The 25,616-nt window shown below is 70.2% G+C and carries 27 protein-coding genes and 1 riboswitch; of the genes, 13 read left to right on the top strand and 14 right to left on the bottom strand.

Annotated features, from left to right (window positions below):
* Positions 1-20 precede the first annotated feature (20 nt).
* Together OG707_RS15240 and OG707_RS15235 are read left to right on the top strand one after the other, a co-directional pair.
* Positions 21-1,310, top strand: a complete 1,290-nt coding sequence (locus tag OG707_RS15240; protein WP_329118449.1) for a PspC domain-containing protein — start codon at positions 21-23, stop codon at positions 1,308-1,310.
* Positions 1,307-1,999: a response regulator transcription factor gene (locus OG707_RS15235; RefSeq protein WP_329118447.1), complete on the top strand. Its 693-nt coding sequence runs from the start codon at positions 1,307-1,309 to the stop codon at positions 1,997-1,999. Before OG707_RS15240 ends, OG707_RS15235 begins: the two co-directional genes overlap by 4 nt.
* On the opposite strand, the gene OG707_RS15230 is transcribed toward OG707_RS15235, so the two are convergent.
* Positions 2,000-2,416 carry an ankyrin repeat domain-containing protein gene (locus tag OG707_RS15230; protein WP_329118445.1) on the bottom strand — a complete coding sequence of 139 codons (417 nt, stop codon included), beginning with the start codon at positions 2,414-2,416 and terminating at the stop codon, positions 2,000-2,002.
* Between the two features lie 146 nt (positions 2,417-2,562).
* Here OG707_RS15230 and OG707_RS15225 point away from each other — a divergent pair, with 146 nt between their 5' ends.
* On the top strand, positions 2,563-3,249 hold the full coding sequence (locus OG707_RS15225) for an SDR family oxidoreductase (protein WP_329118443.1): 687 nt from the start codon (positions 2,563-2,565) through the stop codon (positions 3,247-3,249).
* Here OG707_RS15225 and OG707_RS15220 read toward each other — a convergent pair.
* Together OG707_RS15220 and OG707_RS15215 are read right to left on the bottom strand one after the other, a co-directional pair.
* Complete coding sequence (locus tag OG707_RS15220) at positions 3,236-4,075, bottom strand: helix-turn-helix transcriptional regulator (protein ID WP_329118440.1); 840 nt, start codon at positions 4,073-4,075, stop codon at positions 3,236-3,238. The genes OG707_RS15225 and OG707_RS15220 overlap by 14 nt on opposite strands.
* Before the next feature lie 10 nt (positions 4,076-4,085).
* Positions 4,086-4,562, bottom strand: coding sequence for an Lrp/AsnC family transcriptional regulator (locus OG707_RS15215; RefSeq protein WP_329118438.1), 477 nt, complete (start codon positions 4,560-4,562; stop codon positions 4,086-4,088).
* A 111-nt stretch (positions 4,563-4,673) separates the two neighbouring features.
* Between OG707_RS15215 and OG707_RS15210 the strand changes: the two genes are divergently transcribed.
* A complete protein-coding gene (locus OG707_RS15210; protein ID WP_329118436.1) occupies positions 4,674-5,291 on the top strand; it encodes a LysE family translocator in 618 nt (205 codons plus the stop codon).
* A 1,179-nt stretch (positions 5,292-6,470) separates the two neighbouring features.
* Here the strand turns inward: OG707_RS15210 and OG707_RS15205 are convergent.
* Entirely contained in the window at positions 6,471-6,884 is a 414-nt protein-coding gene (locus OG707_RS15205; RefSeq protein ID WP_329118434.1) for an ATP-binding protein, read from the bottom strand.
* A gap of 94 nt (positions 6,885-6,978) precedes the next feature.
* Here OG707_RS15205 and OG707_RS15200 point away from each other — a divergent pair, with 94 nt between their 5' ends.
* Complete coding sequence (locus tag OG707_RS15200) at positions 6,979-7,767, top strand: helix-turn-helix domain-containing protein (RefSeq protein ID WP_329118432.1); 789 nt, start codon at positions 6,979-6,981, stop codon at positions 7,765-7,767.
* Positions 7,764-8,006 carry a DUF397 domain-containing protein gene (locus tag OG707_RS15195; RefSeq protein ID WP_329118430.1) on the top strand — a complete coding sequence of 81 codons (243 nt, stop codon included), beginning with the start codon at positions 7,764-7,766 and terminating at the stop codon, positions 8,004-8,006. Before OG707_RS15200 ends, OG707_RS15195 begins: the two co-directional genes overlap by 4 nt.
* Positions 8,007-8,017: 11 nt before the next feature.
* Here OG707_RS15195 and OG707_RS15190 read toward each other — a convergent pair whose 3' ends face one another.
* Positions 8,018-8,596: a TetR/AcrR family transcriptional regulator gene (locus OG707_RS15190; RefSeq protein ID WP_329118427.1), complete on the bottom strand. Its 579-nt coding sequence runs from the start codon at positions 8,594-8,596 to the stop codon at positions 8,018-8,020.
* A 91-nt stretch (positions 8,597-8,687) separates the two neighbouring features.
* Here OG707_RS15190 and OG707_RS15185 point away from each other — a divergent pair, with 91 nt between their 5' ends.
* Both OG707_RS15185 and OG707_RS15180 read left to right on the top strand, forming a co-directional pair.
* A complete protein-coding gene (locus OG707_RS15185; RefSeq protein WP_329118425.1) occupies positions 8,688-9,134 on the top strand; it encodes a DUF1772 domain-containing protein in 447 nt (148 codons plus the stop codon).
* Between the two features lie 27 nt (positions 9,135-9,161).
* Positions 9,162-9,551 (top strand): VOC family protein, encoded by a 390-nt coding sequence (locus OG707_RS15180; protein ID WP_329118424.1) that lies wholly within the window; start codon positions 9,162-9,164, stop codon positions 9,549-9,551.
* Here the strand turns inward: OG707_RS15180 and OG707_RS15175 are convergent.
* Positions 9,523-10,263 (bottom strand): TetR/AcrR family transcriptional regulator, encoded by a 741-nt coding sequence (locus OG707_RS15175; RefSeq protein ID WP_329118423.1) that lies wholly within the window; start codon positions 10,261-10,263, stop codon positions 9,523-9,525. The two genes, OG707_RS15180 and OG707_RS15175, sit on opposite strands and share 29 nt — an antisense overlap.
* 119 nt (positions 10,264-10,382) lie before the next feature.
* Here OG707_RS15175 and OG707_RS15170 point away from each other — a divergent pair, with 119 nt between their 5' ends.
* The gene (locus OG707_RS15170; protein ID WP_329118422.1) at positions 10,383-11,465 is read left to right on the top strand and encodes an alpha/beta fold hydrolase; all 1,083 of its coding nucleotides are present in this window, start codon (positions 10,383-10,385) and stop codon (positions 11,463-11,465) included.
* 13 nt (positions 11,466-11,478) lie between these two features.
* On the opposite strand, the gene OG707_RS15165 is transcribed toward OG707_RS15170, so the two are convergent.
* Both OG707_RS15165 and OG707_RS15160 read right to left on the bottom strand, forming a co-directional pair.
* Positions 11,479-11,874 carry a VOC family protein gene (locus tag OG707_RS15165; protein WP_329118420.1) on the bottom strand — a complete coding sequence of 132 codons (396 nt, stop codon included), beginning with the start codon at positions 11,872-11,874 and terminating at the stop codon, positions 11,479-11,481.
* A 29-nt stretch (positions 11,875-11,903) separates the two neighbouring features.
* Positions 11,904-12,632: a trypsin-like serine peptidase gene (locus tag OG707_RS15160; protein WP_329118418.1), complete on the bottom strand. Its 729-nt coding sequence runs from the start codon at positions 12,630-12,632 to the stop codon at positions 11,904-11,906.
* Positions 12,633-12,695: 63 nt separating this feature from the next.
* On the opposite strand from OG707_RS15160, the gene OG707_RS15155 reads away from it, so the two are divergent.
* On the top strand, positions 12,696-13,862 hold the full coding sequence (locus OG707_RS15155) for an alpha/beta hydrolase (protein WP_443071335.1): 1,167 nt from the start codon (positions 12,696-12,698) through the stop codon (positions 13,860-13,862).
* Here OG707_RS15155 and OG707_RS15150 read toward each other — a convergent pair.
* The gene (locus OG707_RS15150) at positions 13,826-14,875 is read right to left on the bottom strand and encodes a C40 family peptidase (protein WP_329118417.1); all 1,050 of its coding nucleotides are present in this window, start codon (positions 14,873-14,875) and stop codon (positions 13,826-13,828) included. The two genes, OG707_RS15155 and OG707_RS15150, sit on opposite strands and share 37 nt — an antisense overlap.
* A gap of 347 nt (positions 14,876-15,222) precedes the next feature.
* On the opposite strand from OG707_RS15150, the gene OG707_RS15145 reads away from it, so the two are divergent.
* Positions 15,223-15,576 (top strand): hypothetical protein, encoded by a 354-nt coding sequence (locus tag OG707_RS15145; RefSeq protein ID WP_329118415.1) that lies wholly within the window; start codon positions 15,223-15,225, stop codon positions 15,574-15,576.
* Positions 15,577-15,586: 10 nt separating this feature from the next.
* Here OG707_RS15145 and OG707_RS15140 read toward each other — a convergent pair whose 3' ends face one another.
* Positions 15,587-16,717, bottom strand: a complete 1,131-nt coding sequence (locus tag OG707_RS15140) for a C40 family peptidase (RefSeq protein WP_329118413.1) — start codon at positions 16,715-16,717, stop codon at positions 15,587-15,589.
* Positions 16,718-16,725: 8 nt separating this feature from the next.
* Positions 16,726-16,872: riboswitch (cyclic di-AMP (ydaO/yuaA leader) on the bottom strand.
* A gap of 277 nt (positions 16,873-17,149) precedes the next feature.
* Between OG707_RS15140 and pcrA the strand changes: the two genes are divergently transcribed.
* The gene (pcrA, locus tag OG707_RS15135) at positions 17,150-19,600 is read left to right on the top strand and encodes a DNA helicase PcrA (RefSeq protein ID WP_329118411.1); all 2,451 of its coding nucleotides are present in this window, start codon (positions 17,150-17,152) and stop codon (positions 19,598-19,600) included.
* A gap of 7 nt (positions 19,601-19,607) precedes the next feature.
* Here the strand turns inward: pcrA and OG707_RS15130 are convergent, their stop codons facing one another.
* Together OG707_RS15130 and OG707_RS15125 are read right to left on the bottom strand one after the other, a co-directional pair.
* Positions 19,608-20,942, bottom strand: coding sequence for a M23 family metallopeptidase (locus OG707_RS15130; protein WP_329118409.1), 1,335 nt, complete (start codon positions 20,940-20,942; stop codon positions 19,608-19,610).
* Between the two features lie 216 nt (positions 20,943-21,158).
* A complete protein-coding gene (locus tag OG707_RS15125; RefSeq protein ID WP_329118407.1) occupies positions 21,159-21,992 on the bottom strand; it encodes an esterase/lipase family protein in 834 nt (277 codons plus the stop codon).
* Positions 21,993-22,234: 242 nt separating this feature from the next.
* On the opposite strand from OG707_RS15125, the gene OG707_RS15120 reads away from it, so the two are divergent.
* Positions 22,235-22,645 (top strand): cobalamin B12-binding domain-containing protein, encoded by a 411-nt coding sequence (locus OG707_RS15120; protein ID WP_329118405.1) that lies wholly within the window; start codon positions 22,235-22,237, stop codon positions 22,643-22,645.
* Between the two features lies 1 nt (position 22,646).
* On the opposite strand, the gene OG707_RS15115 is transcribed toward OG707_RS15120, so the two are convergent.
* Entirely contained in the window at positions 22,647-24,212 is a 1,566-nt protein-coding gene (locus OG707_RS15115; RefSeq protein ID WP_329118403.1) for a DUF5691 domain-containing protein, read from the bottom strand.
* A gap of 10 nt (positions 24,213-24,222) precedes the next feature.
* Positions 24,223-25,578, bottom strand: coding sequence for an SWIM zinc finger family protein (locus tag OG707_RS15110; RefSeq protein ID WP_329118401.1), 1,356 nt, complete (start codon positions 25,576-25,578; stop codon positions 24,223-24,225).
* Positions 25,579-25,616: the final 38 nt, after the last annotated feature.

Here is a 25,616-nt window from a genome sequence, read left to right as displayed (position 1 = left end):
GTACGTGTGACGATCGGAGCATGCCGCCAGTTGCCCCGCCACGCGCCGAACGCGCCGCTGCCGCCGAAGCCCCGGAGGACCCTCCGCTGCGCAAGCTGTACCGCAGCGCCGAGGGCCGGATGCTCGGCGGTGTCGCGCGCGGACTCGCCGGTCACCTCGGGGTGCCCGTCGCCTGGGTGCGGGCCGCCTTCATCGTGCTGTTCACGCTGGAGGGGCTCGGCGCGCTGCTGTACGTCGCCTTCTGGTTCGTGGTGCCGCTGGGGCTCGGCGGGGTGGACGCGCCGCGGGCCGCGTACGCGGAGGTGCGGACGCCCGACGGGCGCCGCAGGCTGCTCCGTAAACCCGACAAGGGCCAGATCGTCGCGCTCATCGCGCTGATCGTCGGCGGGGTGATCTTCGGCCAGAACGTCTCGGTAGGCGGCGACGCCAGCCCCTACATCTGGCCCGCACTGCTCATCGGCGCGGGCGTCGTCCTGGTCTGGCGCCAGGTCGACAACTCGCGCCGCGCGCACTGGACCGCGGTGGGCAAGAGCAGCCGCCTGCTGCCGCTGGCGCGCGGGCTGGCGGGCGTGGCGCTGGTGGGCACGGGCTTCACCGCCTTCATCGTCATCCAGGGCTCGGCCGCCCAGCTCGGCAACCTGCTCACCGCGACGCTGGCGGTGCTCGCGGGCATCGCGCTGCTGGCCGGCCCGTGGATCGTACGGATGACGCAAGACCTTTCCCAGGAACGGCTGATGCGTATCCGCGCGCAGGAGCGGGCGGAGGTGGCGGCGCATGTGCACGACTCGGTGCTGCACACGCTGACCCTGATCCAGCGCAACGCGGACGACGGCGGCGAGGTGCGGCGCCTGGCGCGCGCCCAGGAGCGCGAGCTGCGGGCGTGGCTGTACAAGCCGGAGGGGACGGGCAAGGACGAGGAGCCCCAGACCCTGGCGGAGGCGGTGAAGAAGTCCGCGGCCGAGGTCGAGGACAAGCACGGCGTCCCCCTCGAAGTCGTGGTCGTCGGCGACTGCCCGCTCGACGAGAAACTGACCGCACAGATGCAGGCCGCGAGGGAAGCGATGGTCAACGCCGCCAAGTACGGTGGCGAGGGCGGGGCGGTGCAGGTCTTCGCGGAGGTCGAGGGCCGTACGGTCTTCGTGTCGGTACGGGACAGGGGGCCCGGCTTCGATCTGGATTCCGTACCGGACGACCGCATGGGCGTACGAGAATCCATCATCGGCCGGATGCAGCGCCACGGCGGTACGGCGAGTCTGCGATCCGCGCCCGAGGGCGGCACCGTAGTGGAACTGGAGATGGAGCGAGCATGACCGAGACCAGCACCGAAGCAGCCGTAGAGCGCAGGGTCAGGGTCGTCCTCGTCGACGACCACCGGATGTTCCGCACGGGCGTCCAGGCCGAGATCGGCCAGACCGAGACCACGGGCGTCGAGGTGGTGGGCGAGGCGGCCGACGTCGACCAGGCGGTCACCGTCATCACGGCGACGCGGCCGGAGGTCGTCCTGCTGGACGTGCACCTGCCGGGCGGCGGTGGCGTTGAGGTGCTGCGCCGGTCGGCGGCGATGATGTCGGACGCCGAAAACCCGGTGCGCTTCCTGGCGTTGTCGGTGTCGGACGCGGCGGAGGACGTCATCGGGGTCATCCGGGGCGGGGCGCGCGGCTACGTCACGAAGACGATCACGGGGACGGACCTGGTCGACTCGATCTTCCGGGTGCAGGACGGCGATGCGGTGTTCTCGCCGCGACTGGCGGGCTTCGTGCTCGACGCGTTCGCGTCGACGGACGCACCGCCGGTGGACGAGGACATGGACCGACTGACGCAGCGGGAGAGGGAGGTGCTGCGGCTGATCGCGCGCGGATATGCGTACAAGGAGATCGCGAAGCAGCTCTTCATCTCGGTGAAGACGGTGGAGTCGCACGTCTCGGCGGTACTGAGGAAGCTGCAGCTCTCCAACCGGCATGAGCTGACCCGGTGGGCGACGGCGCGACGCCTCGTCTGACTAAGCGCCGGCCGCCGCGCGCAGTACGTCCGCGGTCTCCGGGTGGGGCCCTGCCTCCGCCCACTCCAGGGCCGTCATCCCCGTGCCCTCGTCCTCGCGCAGGTTCGGGTCCGCGCCGCCTGCGAGGAGTTCCCGTACGACCGCGGTCTCGCCCCAGCACGCGGCCGCGCACAGCGGGGTGCCGTCCGAGCCCGGTCCTGAACTCTGGGCGTCGGGGGAGGCGCCGGCGGCCAGGAGCAGGCGGACGTTCTCCGCGGCGCCCTGGACCGAGGCCGCGTAGAGAGGGGTCTCGCCGTCGACGTCGGGGGCGTCCGGGTCCGCGCCGGAGCGGAGGAGGGCCCTGACCTGCTTGACGTCGTGGGACATGGCGGCCCAGACGAGCTTGTCGGCGAGCTTCTTCTGTTTTCTGCGGTTCATGGGAGTGACGCTAGCCCGGTCCGCAGGGATCGGCCCGCGGAGACTTCCTGGTACCGATACCACCAGTACAAAGGCTGTCTGGTTGGTCAGGGGCCGTGCGACCAGCATGAGTCGGGCAAGCAACGACGAGTGATGGGGAAGCGCACATGCGTGTTGTGATCATGGGTGGGACGTCCGGTATCGGTCTGGCCGCCGCCGAGCTACTGGCCGCCGACGGCGCCGAGGTGATCGTCACCGGGCGCGATGCGGAGAGGCTGGCCGCGGTCAAGGACCGGGTCGGATCCGCGGAGCAGGTCGACGGCACCGACGAGAGTGCGGTGACCGGGTTCTTCGAGCGGGTCGGGGTGTTCGACCACCTGGTGCTCGCCTTCAGTCCGGGCGCGCTGGGGTTGGGGCCGCTGGCCGATGTGAGCCTCGCCGACATCAAGGGGGCCTTCGACGGCAAGCTCTTCCCCTACCTCTTCGCCGTACAGAAGGCCCAGGTCACCGGCTCCGTCACGGTGGTGTCCGCCGCCACCGCGCGGGCGGCGGTCCCCGGCACGGTGACGCTGGCCGCGGTCAACGGCGCCGTCGAGCGGATCGTGCCGCCGCTGGCCGTCGAGCTGGCGCCGGTACGGGTCAACGCCGTCGCGCCGGGGGCCATCGATACGCCCTGGTGGTCGTTCCTGCCGGAGGAGACGAGGGAGGCGCAGTTCGCGGCGGCCGCGGAAGGGCTGCCGGCGAAGCGGGTCGGGGCGCCCGAGGACGTGGCGGAGGCGATCCGCTATCTGATCGGGTCGACGTACGTCACTGGGACGATCCTGCCCGTCGACGGCGGCTTCACGGTGTCCTGACCGCGACCTCGGCCTCCAGCTGCTTCGCCAGCTCGGACCCCGGTACGGAGAGGTAGGCGACCACCGTCTTGTCGTCGCCGGCGATGTGCATCTTGACGTAGTCCAGTGCGATCTCGCCGAGCCGGGGGTGGCGTATCGTCCGCTGTTTTGGCACGAACGGCGCCACCTCCTTGCGCTGCCACAGCCGGGCGAAGTCCTCGCTGGCCGCTTCGAGTTCGGAGATCAGGGCGGCGATCTCGGGTGCCATCACCCCCTCGCCCACCTGGGTCCGGAAGAGCGCGAGGGTGTGGGACGCCTCTTCCTCCCAGTCGATCGACATGGCCCTCGCCTCGGGCGAGGTGAACGTGAGCCACAGGACGTTGCGCTGTGCCTCGGGGAGGGCGGCCAGGTCTCCGTAGAGGACTTCGCAGCCCCGGTTCCACGCCACGATGTCGAAGCGCGGGTTGACGACGAAGGCGGGGTTCGGGTCCAGGTGGGTCAGCAACAGCTCGTACTGCTGGGGCAGTTGGGCCCGTACGGGAGAGGCCGTCGCGTCGGGCGGCACCTCGCCCGCGAGCCGGAAGAGGTGCCTGGTCTCGACGGTGTCGAGGCCGAGGGCGCGGGCGAGGCTGCCGAGGACCTGACGCGAGACGCGGATCTCGCGCGCCTGCTCCAACCAGGTGTACCAGGTGACGCTGACACCGGCGACGATCGCCACCTCCTCGCGCCGGAGGCCGGGAGTGCGCCGGTACCCGACGGACGGCATCCCCACGTCCTCGGGCCTGCGCCGCTCGCGTCGGCTGCGTATGAACTGGGCGAGTTCGAGGCGCTGTTGGTCGGAGGTCACCGCATTTACGTTACGCGGCGCCCTTCGCCTTCGGCGGGTCGGGCAGCGGGCGGTCGGTGACGACGTCCTTCATGACGAGGGTCGAGGTCAGGCGCTGGACGCCGGGCAGGATGGCCAACTGCTCGTCGTACAACTGCTGGAAGGCGGCCAGGTCGGTGGTGGCCACGCGCAGGAGGTAGTCGGGTTCGCCGAACAGACGCTGTGCCTGGATCACATGGGGGACCGCGGCCACGGCCTTCTCGAACGCGGGGACGGTGTCGCGGTCCTCCCAGCGCAGAGTGGCGAAGACCAGGGCCTCGAAGTTCAGGCCGACGGCCGCCGCGTCCACGACGGCGCGGTAGCCGCGGATCGCGCCCTCGCGTTCGAGGTCGCGTACGCGGCGGTGGCAGGGGGACACGCTCAGCTTCACGCGGGCGGCCAGTTCGGTCACCGTGAGGCGGCCGTCCAGCTGCAGCTCGGTCAGAATCTTCCGGTCCAGGGCGTCCATGGAGAAGATTCTCCCTCGGGTGGAGGCTTCCAGGGGTAAAGACGGAAACATATTCGGGCGAAACGGTCGTAATCTTCCCTCTCGGATGGATGGGTGGAGAGGGATCGAACCATGGACATGACCACGTTGGCGGCCTTCCTGGCCGTGGATCTGCTGCTGGTGTTCACACCCGGCGCGGACTGGGCGTACGCGATCGGGGCGGGTCTGCGGGACCGGTCGGTGGTTCCGGCGGTGGCCGGGCTGATAGCCGGATACGCCGGGTACACCCTGCTGGCCGTGGCAGGTCTGGTGGTGGTCGTCGCGAGCTCGCCGAGTCTGCTGACGGCGCTGACCGTCCTCGGGGCCGCGTATCTGATGTGGCTCGGGTGGAGCGTGCTGGTGCGACCGGCCGCGGTGAGCGCGTCGGCGGAGGCGGTGGGTTCCTCGCGGTGGCAGGTCATGGTGAGGGGCGCGGGGATCAGCGGTCTGAACCCCAAGGCGCTGCTGCTGTACTTCTCGCTGTTCCCGCAGTTCATCGACGCGGGGGCGGGCTGGCCCGTCGCTGCCCAGACGGGTCTGCTGGGCGTGCTCCACATGGTGAGTTGCGCGGTCGTCTATCTGGCGGTGGGCGTCCTCGCCCGTACGGTGCTGAAGGCGCGGCCGTCGGCGGCCCGGGCGGTGACCCGTGTCTCCGGGGGCATGATGATCGCCATCGGCGGGTTCCTGCTGGCGGAACGCCTGATCGGCTGAAGGGGAGCAGATGGATGGCGAGGCAGGTGCAAGTCCCGGGCCGGGTGGGTGGTGGGCTTCGGGTGGGTAGGGCGGGTTGCGCGGCGTCTCGCGCCTTCGGCGCACGGAATCTGGTTACAGCGAACAGGTGGGGGGCGGGCGCCGGACGCCGGTCGCGCGGGTTGGTTCGGTGCTGGGGTTGCGGGATGTACGACGCTGCGCGTCGTAGGCCTCGCCCTGGGGGCGAGTCCGTCTGGCTGCTGCCGCGCTGTGGCGGGGGTTTCGTGTACACCGCGATGCTCGTGCGGACCGGTTGTGCTGATCGGTTCATCTGCGGGGCACTTCGGCGGGGGGTGAGCGTTACAGCGTCCGGGATGGAGCTCCGCTCCCCGCGCCGGTGGCGGATGTCGCACCACTTGCATGGGGCTGCCGGTCTGGTCTCGGCGTCAACGGGCGGTCGGTTGGCAGGTGTTCATGCCCCGCTGGTCGCCGCCCGGTGGGTGGGTTGGTGGGACGGAAAGCCTGTTACCCCGGGTTACTGTCGGAAACGGACAGGCATAGCGGACATACGGGTGCGCCTGGTGTCCGCTTCCGGCCGCAACGGGGCAACTGGCGTCGACTCCGGCCACTGCGAGATGCGTAGGTCCGGTCCCACCGGACCTACGCATCTCGCAGTGGCAGCCACACCGCCCAAACCGGGCAAATGGTGCATGGTGGGTGTTGTGGCCACTCAACCCACCGGGCGGTGACCAGCGGGGCATGAAGTCCAGTCAAGCGGCGGCCGGTTGACGCCAAGCCGGGAGCGGCTACCCCATACAAAGGGTGCGCGAACCAGCCCGCCCGCACCTTCCGCGCCCCGGACCGCATCCCGGCCGGGGTGCCGTGGCGGGCGCAGCCCGCACCCGGGCACCGGCCAACCGCCCGCAGCCCCGGGCCCGCACCCAACCCCCGCCGTTTCCGGTCCGGGCCAACCCACGACCCTGATCCCCTCCCCACTGTGGCCAGGCCTCCCTGCCGACCGATAGCCGCCAACCCCAGCGCTGGAGGGTGCGGAGTCAAGGGTGGAGCGAAGCGGAATCGGCGCAGCCGACGGCCGAAGGCCGCCCTTTACTCCGGACCCGCAAGCGCGCACACTCCCGGCGTCGGTTGACAGGGAGACCCACCACACGAAGCCCCCGACCAGGGGAAACGGGTAGGGGGTCAGGGTGTTGGCGCGAGCTCGAACCAGACCGTTTTGCCGATGCCGTACGGGCGGGGGCCGGTGTCCCAGGCGGTGGCTAGCGCTGCGACCAGAGTGAGGCCCCGGCCCGACTCGGCGTCCGGGGTGGGGTGTTGGGGTTCGGGGCGTGCGGTGTTCGCGTCCGAGACCTCGATGCGGAGGGTTCCGCAGGCGCGGAGGATTGCGCGGGCCGAGACCTCGCGGCCGGGGGGTGTGGTCGCGTGCCGTACCGCATTCGTGAGGAGTTCGCTGAGGAGCAGTACGGCTGTGGCTGCCGTCTCGTCGGGCACCTTCCAGTAGTGGAGTTGCTCGCCGAGGAGCGTGCGGGCGCGGCCGACGCTTCGGGGGCGGTGGGGGAGACGCCACTCGATGTCCTGGGGGATTGCGCTGGTCATGGGGCAAGCGTGGTGGAGTTGGGGTTAGCGTGTGGAGTAACAGGCTGTGTACAGAGGGTGGTTGTACACATGGCCCGGCTCCGGGGAGGCGCGCGTGACCGAGGCGTGGCGGTACTGCGGGAATCAGTGCAAGTTGTGGCGCGAGCGGGCGGGCGTGTCTCGTGCGGAGTTGGGTGCGGAGGCGGGGTACGAGTACGACACCGTGCGCTCCATGGAGGTTGGTCGGCGCCGGCCGACGTTGCGGTTGCTGGAGACGGCGGATCGGTTGTGCGGGGCGAAGGGGTTGCTGGTTGCGGCTCATCAGTTCCTCAAGCCGGAGAAGTTCCTCTCGTACTCGCAGGACTTCATCCGGTACGAGTCAGAGGCGATCGTCCTCAACGCGTACCAGCCGCTGCTCGTTCCGGGGCTGCTGCAGACCAGGGCAACGGCACGGGGGCTACTCAACGCGCACTGGCCGCCGTTGGACGACGAGACGATTGAGGTCCGACTCGAGGCTCGACTGGACCGGCAGTCATTGCTGAGGAAACAGACCAGATCCTGCAGCTTCGTCATCGGGGAAGCAGCTTTGCGCCACGCGGTCGGCAGCGTTGATGAGCATCGATGTCAACTGCTCCATCTGCTCGAGGTGGGCGAGCGGCGCAACGTGACCATCCAGGTTATGCCGTTCGGCGGTGCGCATCCGGGGCTCAACGGTCCGTTCGTCCTGCTGGAGACGCCTGAGCATGAGCAGCTCGCCTATGAGGAAGGGCAGCGCATGGGGGTGCTGTATTCGGACCCGGATGAGGTCAGTGTTGTTGCGCAGCGCCATGCAATGATCCTCCGAAGGGCGCTCGGCCCCGAGGAATCGGCGCGCTTCATAGGGAAGTTGGCGGAGGAGCAATGAGTACCGAGCTCAATTGGTTCAAGTCCACGTACAGCGGTACTGGTGGCGGGGACTGCGTCGAAGTCGCCCTGTCCTGGCGCAAGTCCAGCCACAGCAACACAGAGGGCGGCGAGTGCGTCGAGGTAGCCACGTCCCCCACCGCCATCCACCTCCGCGACTCAAAGCTCACCAGCAGCCCCCAGTTCGCCGTCCCCGCCGCCTCCTGGACCGCGTTCATCGCGTACGCGACCGCCGACTAGGCGGGCCTCCGTCAGAGCACGGGGAGCCGGTCCACCAGCAGCTCCACCCTCCGCTCGGTGTACTCCGGCGGCAGCCGGCCCGCCCGCGTCAGGGTCGCCACCCCGTGCAGTGACGCCCAGAACACCTCGGTGAACAGGCCCCCGCCGACGCCGTCCCCGGCCACCTCGCCCAGGCTCTCCTCCAGCGCGGCGAAGGCGTCCTTCAAGGGCTCCGGGGTGTCCTCCTGTGCGTACGCCAGGCCGCCGTCGAGCTGGAAGATCGCGTCGTAGGCCGCCGGGTTGCGCTCGGCGAAGTCCAGGTAGGCGCGGGCCAGGGCGGTGACCCGGGCGCGCGGGCCGTCCGCGGCGGCGGTCGCCGCCCGTACTGCCACGGCCATCTCGGTGGCGCCCTCCAGGGCGACCGCGCCGATGATCTCCCGTTTGCCGCGGAAGTGGCTGTAGAGGACGGGCTGGCTGTACTCGATGCGCTCGGCGAGCTTGCGCGTGGTGACCGCGCCCCAGCCCTGCTGCTCGGCGAGTTCGCGGGCGGTCGCCACGATGAGGCGCTCGCGTTCCGACCGTTCGCGTTCCTTGCGTTCTTGAACCGACATGATTCGATCCTAGCACCGCTAGACAATCGAGCGGCAGTAGTACTAGCGTTGCCTCATCACCTAGCAACGCTAGATATTCGGAGGGGTCGTCATGCTCAACGCACTTGAGGTGTTCACCACCGTGGTTGTCGGACTGATGGTGGGGGTGGAGTTCGCCGTCGCCTTCGTCATGAACCCGATCCTCAACGCACTCCCCGAGGACAGCGGCCAGCTCGGCCATGCCCACGGGGGCCGGATGCTCGGCGCCGTGATGCCGTTCTGGTACATCGGCTCGCTCGTCCTCGCCGCGATCTGGGCGGTCGCCGGCTGGGACCACCACGGCACCGGCCTCGTCGTCATCGCCGGCGCGCTGCTGATCGTCAGCGTGCTGATGTCGGTCCTGCTGCTCGTCCCGATCAACAACCGCGGCAAGACATGGACCCCCGAGAACCGGCCCGCCGACTGGAAGGACCAGTTGAACCGCTGGCTCTTCTTCCACTACATCCGCGTCGCCGTCATCGTCGCCGCCTTCACCCTGCTGGTCACCGCCCTCGTCTGAGTCCGACGCACGACAGAAGGAGTCGCCATGCCCGTGGAGCTGAATCACACCATCGTCCCCGCCCGTGACCCGCAGGTCTCGGCGCAGTTCCTGGCCGGGATCCTCGGCCTGAGCGTCGATCCGCCGCTGACGCACTTCACGCCGGTCAGGATGGCCAATCAAGTCACCCTGGACTACGACCAGTTGGACGACTTCGAGCCGCACCACTACGCGTTCACGGTCGGCGAGGAGGAGTTCGAGGCCGCCCTCGCCCGCATCCAGGGCGGCGGAATCACCCACTACGGCGACCCTGCGTGCCAGGAGATCGGCCAGGTCTACCGGAGCGAGCGCACCGAGGGTCTCAGGGGCACGTACTTCCGTGACCCCGACGGGCATCTGATGGAAATCCTCACTCTGGGCGGTCCGCAGACTCGATGAGTCCCTGGATGCCGTCCAGTACGCAGGTGAGGCCGAAGGTGAGGGGGTCGTCGTCCGTAGGGGCGAAGGCCCCCTCCGTCACGGCCCGGGTCAGCGCGGGGAACCGGTCCGCGTGCACGGTGAGTTGGTGGGTGGTGAGGCGGTTCCACTCCGCGTCGCCCGCCTCCGTGCTGTCGAGCGCCTCCTGGGTGAGATTGCGTACGAGGCTCAGTACGAGGATGGCGGCGTCGTGGCGGCGGCGGGCGCTGAGCCCGGTCGGTTCGAAGGCGGCCAGGGCCGTGTCCAGCCAGGCCACCTGGTGGGGGCCCATCGCGTGGCGTCGTAGGCCCGTCGCGGTCAGGATCCAGGGGTGGGCGCGGTAGACGTCCCGGCAAGCGCGGGCCCAGGTCTCGATGCGGGGGCGCCAGCCGCCCGGGACGGCGCCGAGGTCGGGCGGGTCGCTGAGGACCGTGTCGACCATCAGGTCGATGAGGTCGGGCTTGCCGGGAACGTAGCGGTAGAGGGCCATCGTGGTGACCCCGAGCATCTCCGCCACCCGCTGCATGGAGAGGGACTCCAGTCCCTCCGCGTCGGCGATCGCGACGCCGCTGCGGGCCACTTGAGCAGCGGTGAACTTCGGCTTCGGGCCCCGTCGCGGACGGCCGTCTCCCTCGCCCCACAGCAGCGCGAGGCTGACGCCCGGATCCCGGTTCTTCTCCTTGTTCGCCGGCACCGTAACGGCCTCCTTCGCTCAGGGTGTTGCCATCCGCCCAGCAACTGCGTATAACATACACAACAACGAACAGCGTATGGCGTACACAGTTATTGGATCCGCAGCTTCTGGAGGTCTCCATGTTCGCCACCGTCATCACCGCCGCAGCCGCCACCACCGTCGCCGCACCTGTCGCCGGTCTCCTCGCGCGCCGGGCGATCGTCCGCTCCGGCAACGCTCGTCGGCTACGCATCACCGGCAGCCAGGGCATCGACGATCAGTACTTCACCCGGATCGGTGGGCTCGACCAGTGGATCTCCGTCCGGGGCGAGGACCGCGCCAACCCGGTCGTGGTCGAACTGCACGGCGGTCCCGGCTCGTCCAACTCGATCCTGGCCAACGTCTCCCGCGACTGGGAGCGACACGTCACCCTGGTGCGCTGGGACATGCGCGGTACCGGCAAGACCCTGCGCCGCTCCGGCGCAAAGGGGCAGGGCGAGGTGACGTTCGACCGGATGCTGCAGGACGCGGTCGAGGTCGTGGAGCACATACGGGAGCGCCTCGGTGTGCAGCGCGTCGTCCTGCTGGGCTGCTCCTTCGGCAGCGCGATAGCCATGCGCATCGCGCGCAGCCGCCCCGAACTGGTCGACGCGTACATCGGGACCGACCAGAAGATCTTCGACGGCGGCCGGGACACTGCCGACTACTACGCCGCACTGGACCGGCTCGAGACGGCCGGGAAGAAGAAGGAACTGGCCGGCGTGCGGGAGATGGGGCCCGACCAACGCACCTGGAGCGCCGAGCAGTTCAGCCACTTCAGCCGCTTCGCCTCCGCCACCGACCCGCACACCTTCGCCGCGATGAAGTCCGTGGTGATGAAGTCGCTCTGGTACTCGCCGCTGCACTCGCTGCGCGAGATCGGCACCTTCTTCAAGAGCTTCATGGTCTCCGCGGCCGTGCTGCCTTCCACCGCCGCCTTCGACGACTGGGCGGACGGCACCCGGTTCGACGTCCCGTTCTTCATGGTCCAGGGAGCCTGCGACCTGGTCAACACGCCGGCACGCGCCCGCGCCTTCTTCGACGAAGTCCAGGCTCCGGTCAAGGAGTTCACACTCATCGAGGACGCCGGTCACTTCGCCGTCTACAAGCGGCCCGAGCTCTTCCTCGACCTCCTCCTGACCCGCGTCCTGCCGACCCTTCCCCGGACCCGGCAGGGTGCGTGAGAGGGGGAGGGGATCAGCCCTCGACGATCACCAGTTTGTTCCCGTCGGGGTCCCGTACGTAGAACATCGGCGGGACCCCGCCGCCCCAGCGCATGATCTCCGCGTCCACGTCCGCCCCGTGGGTGACCAGCGCCGCATGTGCGGCCTCCGCGTCGGGGGTCAGGAGGCGGATGCCCGTTTCGATGCCCACGGGGGCGTCCTCGCGGGTGGGGACCAGGGCGATGGACGTGGTGGCCTCCGGTGGGGCGATCTCCAGCCAGCGCCAGCCGTTGCCCGTGTCGGCGTCGCGGCGTTTCTCCAGGCCGAGGAGGCCCGCGTAGAACTCCAGGGCGCGGTCCTGGTTCGTCACCGGGACGCCGATCGAGCCGAGTCGGGTGATCGTGACGGGGGACTTCTTCTCGTCTGTCATGGAAAGGTGACTCCTTGGGGGCGCGGAACTCATCGGCGGCCTGCGGCGACCGCCCGGGTGTAGAGGGCCAGGGCACGGCCGCCGTAGACCGGGGCGTACGAGATCCAGTGGACGTTGCCGCCCGCCTCGTAGCCGCCCGTGTTGCCGATGACGCTGCCGGTGCGGGTCGCCGGGTTGTAGGACGTGATCCAGGGGCCGCCCGAGGTGCCGCCGTAGTAGCCGCCGCAGGCCATTCTGAGCTGGTGGTGGCCGGTGAGGCGGGTGGTGGAGGTGGTGCAGGAGAGGGGCTGGTGGTGTCTGTTCACCTTGGGGTCCGAGGGGTAGCCGATGACCGTGACCCGGTGGGTGTAGGTCGCGGTCGGGGTGAGCGTGAGGGCGCCGGTCCTCGCCTCCACGGGGGTGGCGACGCGGGCGAACGCGATGTCCAGGTCCGTGTCGCGCGGGTACGCGGGGTCCGTGAACAGCGCCGTGACGCGGTGCACGCCGTACGGCTGGGCGGATGCCGGGGCGCCGTAGCGGTACTGGGGGACGAAGAGCCGGGGGCGGCCGCAGTGCGCCGCGGTGAGGACCAGATCGCGGGTCGGGCTGTGGACGACCGTGCCCGTGCAGGCCGTCGCGCCGGTGCGGATCGATGCGGTGTCGGCAAAGAACGTGCCAACCATGGGGATGCCTTTGAAGTACGTCCCGTTGACGGCAGGAGCGGCGGCCGCCGCCTGCTGGGGCAGGGTGAAGGCGGCGAAAAGGGTCAGAGTCGTCAACCAGAGTTTCCACACGCGCCGTACGGTACGACGTAAAAAGGGGGCAAAGCGGGTAACCCCGCGGTGCGTCAGGGCATCTTCTCCGGCGTGATGAGCCTGACGGGGACGCCCTTTTTCCTGACCACCATCGTGCTGACCGTGGTGGCCGTCGTGCTGCCGCTGGTCCTGTGGAGCCGGGTCCGCGGCCCCTCCGCCGTGCGGGGCGCGACGCGGCTGGTGATGGTCGTCTTCGCGCAGGCCGCGGCTGTGCTGACGGTTTTCGTGGCGGTGAACAACAGCAATGGGCTGTACGACAGCTGGTCCGACCTCCTCGGCACCGGCAACCACATCGTGGCCGCGCCGGACCTGGGACAGGACGGCCTCGGCGGGAAGAACCTCGCCAACGAGCCCGCGTCGCACGAGGTGTTCAGCGACGTGCACGATGCGCGGATGGGTCACGGGGTGAAGGTCGCGCAGGTCACGGGCCCGGTGTCGAAGGTGAAGGGCGAGGTGTACGTATGGCTGCCGCCGCAGTACGGCCGGCCCGCGTACCGGCACCACAAGTTCCCGGTGGTCGAGCTGCTCGGCGGTTTCCCCGGGTCCGCCAAGGCCTGGTTCGGCAGCCTGAACGTCAACGCGCAGCTGGCGCCGCGCATGAAGCGCGGGGAGATCGCGCCGTTCATCCTCGTGGAGCCGCGGACCAATCTGCTCAACCGGCAGGACACCGGGTGCGCCAATGTGCCGGGCGTCGTCAACGCCGAGTCCTGGCTGAGTGTGGACGTACGGAAGGCGGTGACCGACAACTTCCGGGCGGCGAGCGGCGCCAAGGGGTGGGCGGTGGCCGGGTATTCGGCCGGTGCCCACTGCGCGGTGAAGCTGGCGCTGGCGCACCCCGACCGGTACCACGCGGGGGTCGGGCTCTCCGGCTACAACGATCCGGGGGCGGAGCATGTATCCATCACGGCCAAGGACCCGCACCTGCGGCAGGTGAACAACCCGCTGTGGATCATGAAGCACGCCAAGACCCCGCCGCGCGTCGCCCTGTTCCTCTCGGGCGGACGGCACGACGGGTATCTGGACGGGCTCGCACTGCAGCGGGCGGCCAAGTCCCCGACGAGCGTGCAGGTGGTCGCCGTCACCGGACCGCACACCACCGGGCTGTGGAGGCGGCAGGTGGTCGGGGTCTTCGAGTGGCTGACCTCGGAACTCGCGCCCTACCCGGGGCGGACCGCGCCCGCGAAGGGCATCTGATCGATGGGGGCGAGGCGGACCGGGGCGCCGGGGTGCGGGGCGTGGATCATCTGGCCGCCGCCCACGTACAGGCCAACGTGGCTGATGCCCGAGTAGAAGAACACCAGGTCGCCGGGGGCCAGTTCGGACTGGCTGACGCGCTGCCCGGCGTTGATCTGCGTGTACGTGGTGCGGGGGAGCGAGACGCCCGCCGAGCGGTACGCGGCCTGCGTGAGCCCCGAGCAGTCGAAGGCGTTGGGGCCTGTCGCGCCCCAGACGTAGGGGCTGCCGAGAGCTGAGTACGCGAACGAAACCGCCTGCGCCGCACGGGAGTTGGGGGCCACGGCCGAGGAGCGGGCCACCGAGCGGCTGGCGGCCGCGGCGGGGGCAGCGGCCGTGTCGCCGCTCTCGTAGCTGGCGCGCTCGGGGGCGCTGAGGCGGGCGAGGAGCGCCTGGGCGTCGCGGATCTTGGCCTGGACCTCTGCCTTGTTCTTCTTCAACTCGGCCTGGTCGGCGCGGAGTTGTGTGAGCCGGTCGTCGGCCGTGGAGCGCAGCTGGTCGATCTGGCCGATCTGGTGCTGGATGTCGTCGATGTCGGCGGACTGGCGTGCGCCCACCTGGTCGACCAGCGAGGCCCGGTCGAGGAACTGCGAGGGGTCCGAGGAGAGCAGCACCTGCACGGTCGGGTCGATGCCCCCGGTGCGGTACTGGGCGGCCGCGCTCTGCCCGATCTGGCGCCGGGCGGCGTTGAGGGTCTCGGTCTTGCGGGCGGCCTCGTCCTGCAGCGCGGAGATGGCCTTGCGGGTGGTCTGCGTCTTCTGCTTGGCGCCGTTGTACGCCTCGGTGGCGACCTCCGCCTCCTGGTAGAGCTTGTCGACCTTGGCCTTGACCTGCGCGGGGGTGAGGTTCGGCTCCGCGTGCCCGATGCCTTCGAAGGCGGTGGCGGAGGCCGCGGTGGCGATCGCGAGGGTGGCCGCCGTTCGGGCGGCGGGGCCGGAGAGCGGGCGCTGCTTGGGCTTTCGGTGAGCGGCCACGGGGGCGGGTCACGTCCTTCCGTATGACGTCCGTTACGTGCGTCCGGCGGCGGCCCGCACAGGGGGAGCGGGCCGCCGCCGGTTCTTTCGGCGGTGGTGACCGACAGTCGTCCGATCCAGCGGACGGGACGGCGGTGGGGAGCCGGTCACCTGGAGAAGGACGCTAAACCTGATGGTTGCGCGAAAGTGATGGAGTGACTGGAAGTGGTTCATTTTGGTCAGTGCGTGAGCGTCTGTGACCGGTGGGGTGGGGGCGTCTCTTTGGATTCCGGGGCTCTGTGACCGAAGCGGTGGATGTGCACGACCTGAGTGAAAGGTGGTGCTAAGGGGTGGCTAGGGTCGGGGCCATGGACGTACTGATCAATGTCTTCGTGGGCCTGCACATCATCGGCATCGCCTCGCTGCTCGGCGGATTCCTGACCCAGATGAAGGCGATGGGCGCGGGCACGGCGCGCTTCGTGCCCGCGATGCTGCACGGTGCGCTGACGATGCTGGTCACGGGGGTCGCGCTGGTCGGGCTCAACCAGGCCGACGACCACACCGTCAACAACATCAAGATCGGCGTCAAGCTGGCGATCCTGATCGTCATTCTCGGCCTGGTCTACGTCAAGCGTGACGAGGAGAAGGTCGAGAAGGGGCTGTTCGGTGCGGTCGGCGGCCTGACCGTGGCCAACATCTTCATCGCGGTGCTGTGGACCTGAGGAGCTTGAGCTACGCGGGGCGCACCGAGCCGTAGATCGGCATGTAGTAGATCGACTCCTCGCGGACGTTCGCGCCCGTGTGCGGCGCGTGGATCATCTTGCCGCCGCCGATGTAGATCCCGACATGGCTGATGTCGTCGTAGAAGAAGACCAGGTCACCGGGTTGCAGATCCGCCGTCGCGACGCGCGTGCCGACCTTCACCTGGTCCCAGGTGGTGCGCGGCAGGTCGATGCCGGCGGCCTTCCAGGCGGCCTGGGTGAGGCCCGAGCAGTCGTAGGAGCTGGGGCCCGTCGCGCCCCAGACGTACGGCTTGCCCATCTGCGCGCGGGCGAAATCGAGGACCTTGGCGGCCTTCGCCGCGTACGAGCTGGAGGACGAGGAAGAGGAGGACGAGCCCGAACTGGCTTCCTTCTTCGCGGCCTCCGCCTTCGCCGCCTTCTCCGCCGCGGCCTGCTTGGCCGCCAGGTCGGCGGCCTTCTTCGCCGCCGCCTCCTGTCGCGCCTTCTCCAGTGCCGCCAGCCGCGCCTTCTCCTCGGCCGTCAGCTTCGAGAGCAGCTCGCGCGTCTCGGCGAGCTTCGACTGCACCTGCTGTTTGGTCGCCTTCAGATCGGCCTGCGACGTGGTGAGCGTCTCCAACTGCTCGGTCGCCTCGGCCCGTTCCTTCGCCGCCGCCTTCTGCTGCTTGGTGTAGTCGTCGACCGCGTGCGTCTGCTGCGCCGACAACTGCTTCATCAGCTGGTTCTGGTCGAAGTACGACTGCGGGTCGCTGGCCAGGAGCATCGTCGCGGTGGAGGCGAGATTGCCGCCCCGGTACTGCGCGGCCGCGTACTGCCCCAGCTCGCGCCGCGAGTCGTTCAGCTGCTGGGTGCGCTGGGCGACGGCGTCCAGGAGCCGGTCGACCTTCTTGCGCTGCTGAGCGGTGGACTCCTTCGCGGCGTCGTACCTCTGCGTCTCGGTGCCGGCCTGCCGGTACAGGTCGTCGACCTTCTTCTGTACGTCCTCGATGCTCGGCTTCGGCTGCACGGGCGCGGCCTGCGCGCTCTGTGCGAGCAGCGAGACGGAGGCGAGGGCGGCGGTGGTGATGCCGACTGCGGGAGCCGTGGCCCGTATTCGGGTACGCGGCTTGCGGTGGTCTGCCAAGGCAGGCGTGTTCCTTCCGTGGACCGCCTACCGGGTTAGCTGTCGGGTTCGGGCTGTCGGAAGGCCGCCCTACGGTCCTGGGGGGTACGGACCGATTCACCCCGGTGGTGCTTGGTGGGTCCCCGGCTCCAACTGCCGTACGGCAGAGCGGACTCGGCGCGGCGGCGCGCTCCGGCGCGGGTCGCCGGTGGGGGCACGGCCACCTGACGGAGCACGGTAGCCAACCCCTGGGGCGGGTGGGAAGCCTGATGTTCGATATGCCCGATACATTTTCGTGACCTCTCGGGACCGGACGTAAAGGCACGCGTCAGGTGTACGCACCGGTGCGGTCGGTAACGGAACGTGATGGGGGTGGTGCGGTTCCCGTCTACGGGGCCCTCGCTGCCGATCCCTGCCCGGACTGTCAGTCGTGCGGCCTAGACTCGGTAGACGATGAGCAGCCTCTTTGACGACAGCTTCCTGGCGAACCTCCAGCCCACCGAGGACGCGCCCCCGCCCCCCGAGGAGCACGCTCCGGAGGAGGAGGTCCCCGCCGACCTCTTCGGCGGAGCCTTCGACGGGCCGCCCCGCGACGCGTACTACCGCGACGGCGCCCCCCGCCCCGCCGTGGACCCCGCCGCGCTCCTGGACGGCCTGAACACCGAGCAGCGCGCCGCCGTCGTGCACTCGGGGTCCCCGCTGCTCATCGTGGCCGGCGCCGGCTCCGGCAAGACCCGCGTGCTGACGCACCGCATCGGGCATCTGCTGGGCGCCCGTGGCGTCCACCCCGGCCAGATCCTCGCGATCACCTTCACCAACAAGGCCGCTGGTGAGATGAAGGAGCGCGTGGAAGGGCTCATCGGCCCGCGCGCAGGCGCCATGTGGGTGCTGACCTTCCACAGCGCCTGCGTCCGCATCCTGCGCCGCGAGTCGAAGAAGCTCGGTTTCACGTCGTCCTTCTCGATCTACGATGCCGCCGACTCCAAGCGGCTGATGGCCCTGGTCTGCCGCGATCTGGACCTGGACCCCAAGCGGTTCCCGCCCAAGTCCTTCAGCGCCAAGATCTCCAACCTCAAGAACGAGCTCATCGACGAGGAGACCTTCGCGGGGACGGCCGCCGACGGCTTCGAGAAGACGCTCGCCGAGGCGTACCGGATGTACCAGGCGCGGCTGCGCGAGGCCAACGCCCTGGACTTCGACGACATCATCATGACCACGGTGCACCTGCTCCAGGCGTTCCCGGATGTCGCCGAGCACTACCGGCTGCGGTTCAGGCACGTACTCGTCGACGAGTACCAGGACACCAACCACGCCCAGTACACGCTGGTCAAGGAGCTGGTGGGGTCCGGTCCCGCCCCCGCCGAGCTGTGCGTCGTCGGTGACGCGGACCAGTCGATCTACGCCTTCCGGGGCGCGACGATCCGCAACATCCTCCAGTTCGAGGAGGACTACCCGAACGCGACCACGATCCTGCTCGAGCAGAACTACCGGTCCACGCAGACCATCCTCTCCGCCGCCAACGCCGTCATCGAGCGGAACGAGAGCCGCAGGCCCAAGAACCTGTGGACCGACGCGGGCGAGGGCGCGAAGATCGTCGGCTACGTCGCCGACACCGAGCACGACGAGGCGCAGTACATCGCCGAGGAGATCGACCGCCTCACGGACGCGGGCGACGCCAAGGCCGGAGACGTCGCCGTCTTCTACCGTACGAACGCCCAGTCCCGTGTCTTCGAAGAGATCTTCATCCGGGTCGGGCTGCCGTACAAGGTCGTCGGCGGAGTGCGCTTCTACGAGCGCAAGGAGGTCAGGGATGTGCTGGCCTATCTGCGCGTCCTCGCCAACCCCGAGGACACCGTCCCGCTGCGCCGCATCCTGAACGTGCCCAAGCGCGGGATCGGCGAGCGCGCCGAGGCGATGATCGACGCGCTCGGACTGCGGGAGAAGATCAGCTTCCCGCAGGCACTGCGCCGGGTCGACGAGGCGTACGGCATGGCGGCTCGCTCCTCCAACGCCGTGAAGCGGTTCAACGTCCTGATGGAGGAGCTCCGGACGATCGTCGAGTCGGGGGCCGGGCCGGCTGTCGTACTCGAAGCGGTGCTCGAACGGACCGGCTATCTCGCCGAGTTGCAGGCATCGACCGACCCGCAGGACGAGACGCGCATCGAGAACCTTCAGGAACTCGCCGCCGTGGCCCTGGAGTTCGAGCAGGAGCGGTCGGCCGCGGGCGAGGAGAGCGCGGGGACGCTCGCCGAGTTCCTGGAGAAGGTCGCGCTCGTCGCCGACTCGGACCAGATCCCGGACGAGGACGAGGACGGGGCCGGCGTCATAACGCTGATGACGCTCCACACGGCCAAGGGCCTTGAGTTCCCTGTGGTGTTCCTGACGGGCATGGAGGACGGGGTCTTCCCGCACATGCGCGCGCTGGGACAGGTCAAGGAGCTGGAGGAGGAGCGGCGGCTCGCGTACGTGGGGATCACGCGCGCCCGTGAGCGGCTGTATCTGACGCGCTCCACGATGCGCAGTGCGTGGGGCCAGCCCTCGTACAACCCGGCCTCGCGCTTCCTGGAGGAGATCCCGGTCCAGCACCTGGAGTGGAAGCGGACGGGTGCCATGGCGGCTCCTGCGGGGCCGACGTCGGGGATCGCCGCGTCGCTGTCGTCCTCGCTGTCCTCGTCGCGCTCGCGCGGCGGCCGCGGCGGTGCGACGGGCTTCGCCACGGGGCGGGCCGGAGACAAGCCTGTGATCACTCTGAACGTGGGGGACCGGGTCACCCACGACCAGTTCGGTCTGGGCACGGTCATGCAGGTGACCGGGACGGGCGCGGACGCCCAGGTGACGGTGGACTTCGGGGACGAGCGCCCGAAGAAGCTGCTGCTGCGGTACGCGCCGGTCGAGAAGCTGTAGTTACGGCTTACGTCGGGTCGAGGCCGTGGCTGCGGAGCCACGGCAGCGGGTCGATCGCCGAGCCGCCGCCGGGCCGTACCTCGAAGTGCATGTGCGGCCCGGTGGAGTTCCCGGAGTTTCCGGAGTACGCGATGACGTCGCCGGCCTTCACCTCACCGGAGCGGATCTTCGTGCTGGAGAGGTGGCAGTACCAGGTCTCGGTACCGTCGGCGCCCGTCACTATGGCCATGTTGCCGTAGGCGTTGTTCCACTGCGTGCGGATCGTGCCGTCGATCGCGGACATCACGGGCGTGCCGTACGAGACGGGGAAGTCGATGCCGGTGTGGACGGACATCCAGTTGACGCCGGCCTGGCCGAAGTAGGCGCTGAGGCCCCTCTGCTTCACCGGCAGGACGAACTTGGGGCGGGCCGCTTCCTTGGCCGCGGCCTCGTCCTCCGCCTTCTTCTTCGCTGCCGCCTGGCGCTCCTTGAGGTCGAGGCGCTCCTGCGTACGGCTGGCGCGGTCGGCGAAGTCGTCCGCCTCGTGGCTGAGGTTGGCGAGCTGCGTGTCGACCTTGTTGTTGGCGGCGACCGGCTTCACGGACGAGGGATCGGCCGCGGCCTGGGTCGTCTTGCCGTCGCCGGAGTCCGAGCCGAGTCCGGTGACGGAGGCGGCGGCGATACCGGCGACGCCCATCACACACGCGGAGGGCACGGCGATGGTGAGGAGCGCGGACCGCTTGGCGGGGGTGCGGCGCCTGCCGCGGCTGCCGCCGCCGGAGGAGCGGCGGGGGGAGGGGGCGGCCGGTACGGCCTCCGGCTCCGTGGTCAGCTCGACCGGGGCCTCGGTCAGATCCTCGGGCTCGGTGTGGACCGGCTCGGTGTAGACCTGCTGCGAGTGCTCCTGGTGCTCCGGCTCCGCGTACGCGGCGAAGTCGGCGGTGCTGAACTGGCCCGTCTCCGCGGTGATGTCCTGCTGCACGGAAGCGCCGGCGTCGTTCCAGGCGGTGGCGTCGTACACACCGGTGTCGTAGACCTGCTGCTGCGTGGTGGTGTCCCACTGCTGCTGGTACTGCGGCTGCTGCATCTGCTGCTGGCCGGCCTGGTTCCAGGCCGATGCGTCCCACTGTCCCGTGGTGTCGTAGCTGTCGTACGCGACGGCCTGGGCGGGGACCTGCGTCGGCCACTGGCCGGTGGAGTCGTAGCCGTATTGCTGCTGCGCGCCGGTGTCCCACTGAGTGGTGTCGTACTGCCCGGTGTCGTACGTGCCGGGGAGGGTGCCGAACAGGGGGTCGGTGTCGTAACTGCCCGTGGAGTAGGCGTCGTACCCGACGTACCCGGCGTGGGTTTGCTGGTCGTTCACCAACGTCTCTCTCGCCTCGGCAGCAGGACCCTGCGTCCAGTGGGTCTGTAGGTAACTCACAGGAAAGCAGTGGCGTGACTGTACCCGGCGGTATGCGGCGGCGACAATCTTCAACAGGTTTTGAGCCGTCGGGAAACGGGCATTCGGCCGTCTTTCGGCGGTCTCTGGGCAGAGCTTTGGCCCGGCGTTCGAGGTGCGTTCGGATATTCCGGGCTCTCAGGCCACGGAAACGGCCCCCGTTGCGCCGGCCTCCGTCTCCGCTGATTCGAGGGCCTGGCGGATGCCGGCGGCGACGGCCGGGTGGACGGGCAGGGCGAGATGCCCGATTCCGCTGACCCGGACGTTCTGCACGATCAGATCGGGGTGCTGGACGCAGGCCGACTCGACCGGCGCCATCAGATGGTCGAGATCGCTCCAGAAGCTGACGAACCGGGTGCAGCAGCCCTCCGCCGGCTTGCGCAGCTCCTCGATCACGGAGGAGCCGGGGAGCATCTGGCGCACGATCGGATGGGCGCTCATGAGCTGGGCGACGTGCGTGCCGGAGTGCGGGGTGCCGAGCGTGACCAGGGTGCGGACGCGCGTGTCGCCGCCGAGGCGCTGTACGTAATAACGGGCGATGAGGCCGCCGAGGCTGTGCCCGACGACATCGACCTGCTGGTGTCCGGTGCGGGCGCAGATCTCCTCGACATGGCGGGCGAGCAGTTCGGCGGCGACGCGGATGTCGCAGGTCAGCGGCGAGTAGTTGAGCGCCTCGATCCGGCGCCAGCCGTGCCGGGCCAGGGAGCGGCGCAGCAGGACGAAGACGGAGCGGTTGTCCACGAAGCCGTGGAGCAGGACGACGGGCGGCCGGTCGGGGCCCGTGATCGTGGCGGTCTCCGCCGGATCCCGGTCGTCCTCGGCCCGGCGCTCGGGAGTGAGGCCGGAGGGATAGAGGAGCAGATGTCCGGCGAGGATCGTGAGCTCCAGGGCGGTGGATCTCAGGAGGGCGGAGGAGAAACGCATCCGGCGCAGCAGACACTGCGGAAAGAGAAAGAAGGGTAAGACCCTCATGGGCCGACCTCCCTAACGGCACGCGGGGAGACGACCCTGTCCCCCGTGTGCCCTCGTGGGAAGCCGGTGACGGCCCGCACCACCATGCTGCGCGGCTGACGGCACGGTGGTGCGGCGACCTCGTCCGCGGCTCCCCGATACATGTCCCAGGTGTGATTTCCCCCTCCCCATCCACCGTGAAACGGCGGGTTGCGGGATGCTGTCGCTAACGTTCGTTCACATCGTGGTGCATGGAGGCAGTGATGGGTGTCGACGGTCCGATCCGCGTGGTGGTCGCCAAGCCGGGGCTCGACGGGCACGATCGCGGGGCCAAGGTGATCGCGCGGGCGCTGCGCGACGCCGGCATGGAGGTCATCTACACGGGGCTGCACCAGACCCCCGAGCAGATCGTGGACACGGCGATCCAGGAGGACGCGGACGCGATCGGCCTCTCCATCCTCTCGGGCGCCCACAACACGCTCTTCGCCAAGGTGATCGACCTTCTGAAGGACCGGGACGCGGAGGACATCAAGGTCTTCGGCGGCGGCATCATCCCCGAGGCGGACATCGCGCCGCTGAAGGAGAAGGGCGTCGCGGAGATCTTCACGCCGGGCGCGACGACGGCCTCCATCGTCGACTGGGTCAACGCGAACGTGCGGCTGGAGCAGGTCTGAGTCACGCCGGCGCCTCCAGTTCCTGGAGCATCGCCGCGCGCAGCCGCAGCGTGGAGACGAGGCGTTGGAACGCCTCCGACCAGTACCCCCCTGCCCCCGGGGCCGCACCCTCCGCCTCGTCCGGCATCGCGGCCAGTGCCTCGAAGCGGCTCGCCTCGGTGGGGTCCATGCAGCGTTCCGCCAGGCCCATCACCCCGCTGAAGCTCCAGGGGTAGCTGCCCGCGTCCCGGGCGATCTCCAGGGAGTCCACCACCGCCCGCCCGAGCGGACCGGCCCACGGAACGGCGCACACGCCCAGCAGCTGGAACGCCTCGGAGAGGCCGTGCGCGGCGATGAACTCGGCGACCCAGTCGGCCCGTTCGTCCTCGGGTAGTGTGGCCAGCAGTTTGGCGCGCTCGGCGAGCGATGCCGTACCGGGGCCGCCGAGCAGGGCCCGTGCCCACTCGGCGTCCCGCTGCCGCACGGCCGCCCGGCACCACGCCGCGTGCAGCTCCTCGCCCCAGTCGTCCGACACCGCGAGGTCGGTGATCTGCTGCGGCGTACGGCCCCCGAACCGTCCCGGCCAGACCGACAGCGGGGCCGCCTCGACCAACTGACCCAGCCACCACGACCGTTCGCCTCGGCCTGCCGGAGGCGTCGGCACCACGCCGTCCCTCTGCATGGCCGCATCGCATTCGTGCGGCGCCTCCACCACGATGCCCGCGCCCTCTCCCGTGCGGTCCGGGCTGACGCAGGTCGCCGCCCGCACCGCCATCCGTCCGGCCAGCGCGGATCCCGGCAGTGCGGAGAGCAGTTCGGCCGCCGTGGAGCGGACGTTGCGGCTGCGGTCGGAGAGTGTCTGCTCCAGGAACGGCTCGTCCGCCTCCGAGAGGCCTGTGCGGAGCGAGTCCAGGAACATCAGCCGGTCCTCGGCCCGCTCCGTGGACCAGGTGGAGGCCAGGAGGGTGCGCCCGGTCTCCGGTGCGGCCGCTCGTACGGAGGCGAGCAGAGCGACCCGTTCCGCGAACAGCCCCTCCTCCCACAGGTGTTGTACGGCTCCGGTGTCCGACGGCGGTGGCAGTACGGCGCCGCCCGCCGCGCCCCGCAGGGCGAACTTCCACTCCGGGTTGAGGCCCGCCAGCCACAGTCCGCGCGGCCCGGCGAAGGCGAGGGCCTGCGGACGCAGATCCGTACGCGCCCTCGCCGCATCCAGGAGCGCCGGCAGCAGCGAGGCCGGGGCACGGTAGCCGTGCAGGCCTGCGGCGGCGAGCCACTGCGGCAGCAGCTCGGTCAGATCGGGGGTCGTGCCCCTGCGCCCGCCCGCCCCCGAGGGCCCGCTGCGGTCGGCGAGGAGCTGGGCCAGGCGGCGCCGTGCGGGTGCGGGCAGCGCGGGCCGCGGGTCGTGCGCCGCGGGCTCGGGCGGTACGGCGGCGGGCGCAGCGAGGAGGCCCGCCCGGCGTCGTACGGTGTGCAGGGCCGCGGTGTCGAGCAGGGACGCGACCCCTTCGGGTGCGGGCCTGCGGTCGGTGCCGAGCAGCGCCGACGTGACGAGCTCTTCCCAGGCCGATGTGGCAACGGTCGTGGTCATGCAACCCCCTTCAGGTCAGCGGGACCCCGTCGGTCCCGTCCGGCGTCCAGGCCGTGAGCGGTGTGAATCCCCGGTGTCCGCACTCGCCGAACACGGTGACCGGGCCGCCCCCGGACAGCGCGGCCAGCGTCCACAGCCCGGGGCGCGACAGTGCGTCCGGCGCGACGGGCAGCGCCAATACCCCGTCGCTGTCGGCCAGTTGCCAGGTGTCCCCGGCGTCTCCGGCAGGGGTGGGTACGACGGAGTCCAGCGTCACCGGCCAGGCCTCCGCCCACGGGTCGTCCCGCAGCACGCGCCCGTACGCGGCGACGGCGTCGGCGGCCCGCATCCCGGCCGGCGGTCCGCCCGACCCGCCCAGAACCCCGAACTGCTCGCCCAGCGCCGCCCGCAGCTGTCCCGCCCCCGGATACGGCGTCAACTCGGCGTCCAGCTCCAGGCCGACCGGAAGCGCCACCCCGGGAGCGCGCCCCGCCGCACCGAAGTCGAGGACCAGCGCCGTGCGCCCCGACTCCCGCCCGTGGAGCCAGATCCGTCGGGTGGTGAGCTTGCCGTCCGAGGTGTCGTACTGGGCGAGGACCAGCCAGCGGTCCCGGACCGCAGGCCCCTCGGCCGCCACCGGCACCCCCACCCGCGTGCGCACCGTGGCGGCCAGCGGCTCCGGCAGTCCCTCCCGCCCGAGCCAGGCGCGGTCGAGCAGATGCAGCAGCGCACACTCTTCGAGCAGCCGCACCGGCCACCCCGCGCCGGAGGCCGGAATCGCCCCCAACTCCCTTACTCTCCCCGCCAGTCCGGGCGCCTGGGCGTCGACCATCCGGGCCGCGGTCTCCTCCCAGAGCCCGTACCCCGACTGCTCGGCGGCGGCGAGACCGCCCCGCAGCAGGTCTTCGAGACGCTGCTCCAGCTCCACCGCCCCCGCGGTGACCCGCTCGGCCCGCCGCTCGACCCGGCGTCTCGCCGCCTCCGGATCGGCCGTTCTCGTGACGCCCTCCGGCGCGGACTGCGCCTCCTCCGCCTTCTTCCGGCGCCCCTCCAGCCACTCGCCGGCCCACTCCGGCGGCGACTGCGTCTCCTGCACCGCCTCCTCGTCCGAGGCCCAGAGCAGCAGCAGCCCCAGTGCGTGCTTGCACGGGAACTTCCGGCTGGGGCAACTGCACTTGTACGCGACGCCCGCCGTGTCCACGACGGTGCGGTACGGCGTGCTCCCGCTTCCCTTGCACTCTCCCCACACGGCTCCCGAGCCGCCCCCGCACCCCGTCTCCGACCACGGCCCGGCAGAACCGAGCCTGCTTCCCGCCTTACGTGACGCGGCATCAGGAGCCAGTGCCAGCACCTGATCCGCAGTCCAGCGCACCCCCTGCTGATTCATGTCCACGACGCTACGTGCCGCCACTGACAATCGGTCGT

Origin of the sequence: Streptomyces sp. NBC_01465 (genome assembly GCF_036227325.1) — a bacterium.
Taxonomy (GTDB): Bacteria; Actinomycetota; Actinomycetes; order Streptomycetales; family Streptomycetaceae; genus Streptomyces.
Note: the sequence above shows the minus strand (reverse complement) of the source record. Positions and strands in the feature narration are given on the sequence as shown.

Bases quoted from the DNA above. Each gene is read 5' to 3' on its own strand.
- OG707_RS15240 (WP_329118449.1), top strand. From the start codon at position 21: ATGCCGCCAGTTGCCCCGCCACGCGCCGAACGCGCCGCTGCCGCCGAA.
- OG707_RS15235 (WP_329118447.1), top strand. From the start codon at position 1,307: ATGACCGAGACCAGCACCGAAGCAGCCGTAGAGCGCAGGGTCAGGGTC.
- OG707_RS15230 (WP_329118445.1), bottom strand. From the start codon at position 2,416: ATGAACCGCAGAAAACAGAAGAAGCTCGCCGACAAGCTCGTCTGGGCC.
- OG707_RS15225 (WP_329118443.1), top strand. From the start codon at position 2,563: ATGCGTGTTGTGATCATGGGTGGGACGTCCGGTATCGGTCTGGCCGCC.
- OG707_RS15215 (WP_329118438.1), bottom strand. From the start codon at position 4,562: ATGGACGCCCTGGACCGGAAGATTCTGACCGAGCTGCAGCTGGACGGC.
- OG707_RS15210 (WP_329118436.1), top strand. From the start codon at position 4,674: ATGGACATGACCACGTTGGCGGCCTTCCTGGCCGTGGATCTGCTGCTG.
- OG707_RS15205 (WP_329118434.1), bottom strand. From the start codon at position 6,884: ATGACCAGCGCAATCCCCCAGGACATCGAGTGGCGTCTCCCCCACCGC.
- OG707_RS15195 (WP_329118430.1), top strand. From the start codon at position 7,764: ATGAGTACCGAGCTCAATTGGTTCAAGTCCACGTACAGCGGTACTGGT.
- OG707_RS15190 (WP_329118427.1), bottom strand. From the start codon at position 8,596: ATGTCGGTTCAAGAACGCAAGGAACGCGAACGGTCGGAACGCGAGCGC.
- OG707_RS15185 (WP_329118425.1), top strand. From the start codon at position 8,688: ATGCTCAACGCACTTGAGGTGTTCACCACCGTGGTTGTCGGACTGATG.
- OG707_RS15180 (WP_329118424.1), top strand. From the start codon at position 9,162: ATGCCCGTGGAGCTGAATCACACCATCGTCCCCGCCCGTGACCCGCAG.
- OG707_RS15170 (WP_329118422.1), top strand. From the start codon at position 10,383: ATGTTCGCCACCGTCATCACCGCCGCAGCCGCCACCACCGTCGCCGCA.
- OG707_RS15165 (WP_329118420.1), bottom strand. From the start codon at position 11,874: ATGACAGACGAGAAGAAGTCCCCCGTCACGATCACCCGACTCGGCTCG.
- OG707_RS15145 (WP_329118415.1), top strand. From the start codon at position 15,223: ATGGACGTACTGATCAATGTCTTCGTGGGCCTGCACATCATCGGCATC.
- pcrA (WP_329118411.1), top strand. From the start codon at position 17,150: ATGAGCAGCCTCTTTGACGACAGCTTCCTGGCGAACCTCCAGCCCACC.
- OG707_RS15125 (WP_329118407.1), bottom strand. From the start codon at position 21,992: ATGAGGGTCTTACCCTTCTTTCTCTTTCCGCAGTGTCTGCTGCGCCGG.
- OG707_RS15120 (WP_329118405.1), top strand. From the start codon at position 22,235: ATGGGTGTCGACGGTCCGATCCGCGTGGTGGTCGCCAAGCCGGGGCTC.
- OG707_RS15115 (WP_329118403.1), bottom strand. From the start codon at position 24,212: ATGACCACGACCGTTGCCACATCGGCCTGGGAAGAGCTCGTCACGTCG.
- OG707_RS15110 (WP_329118401.1), bottom strand. From the start codon at position 25,578: ATGAATCAGCAGGGGGTGCGCTGGACTGCGGATCAGGTGCTGGCACTG.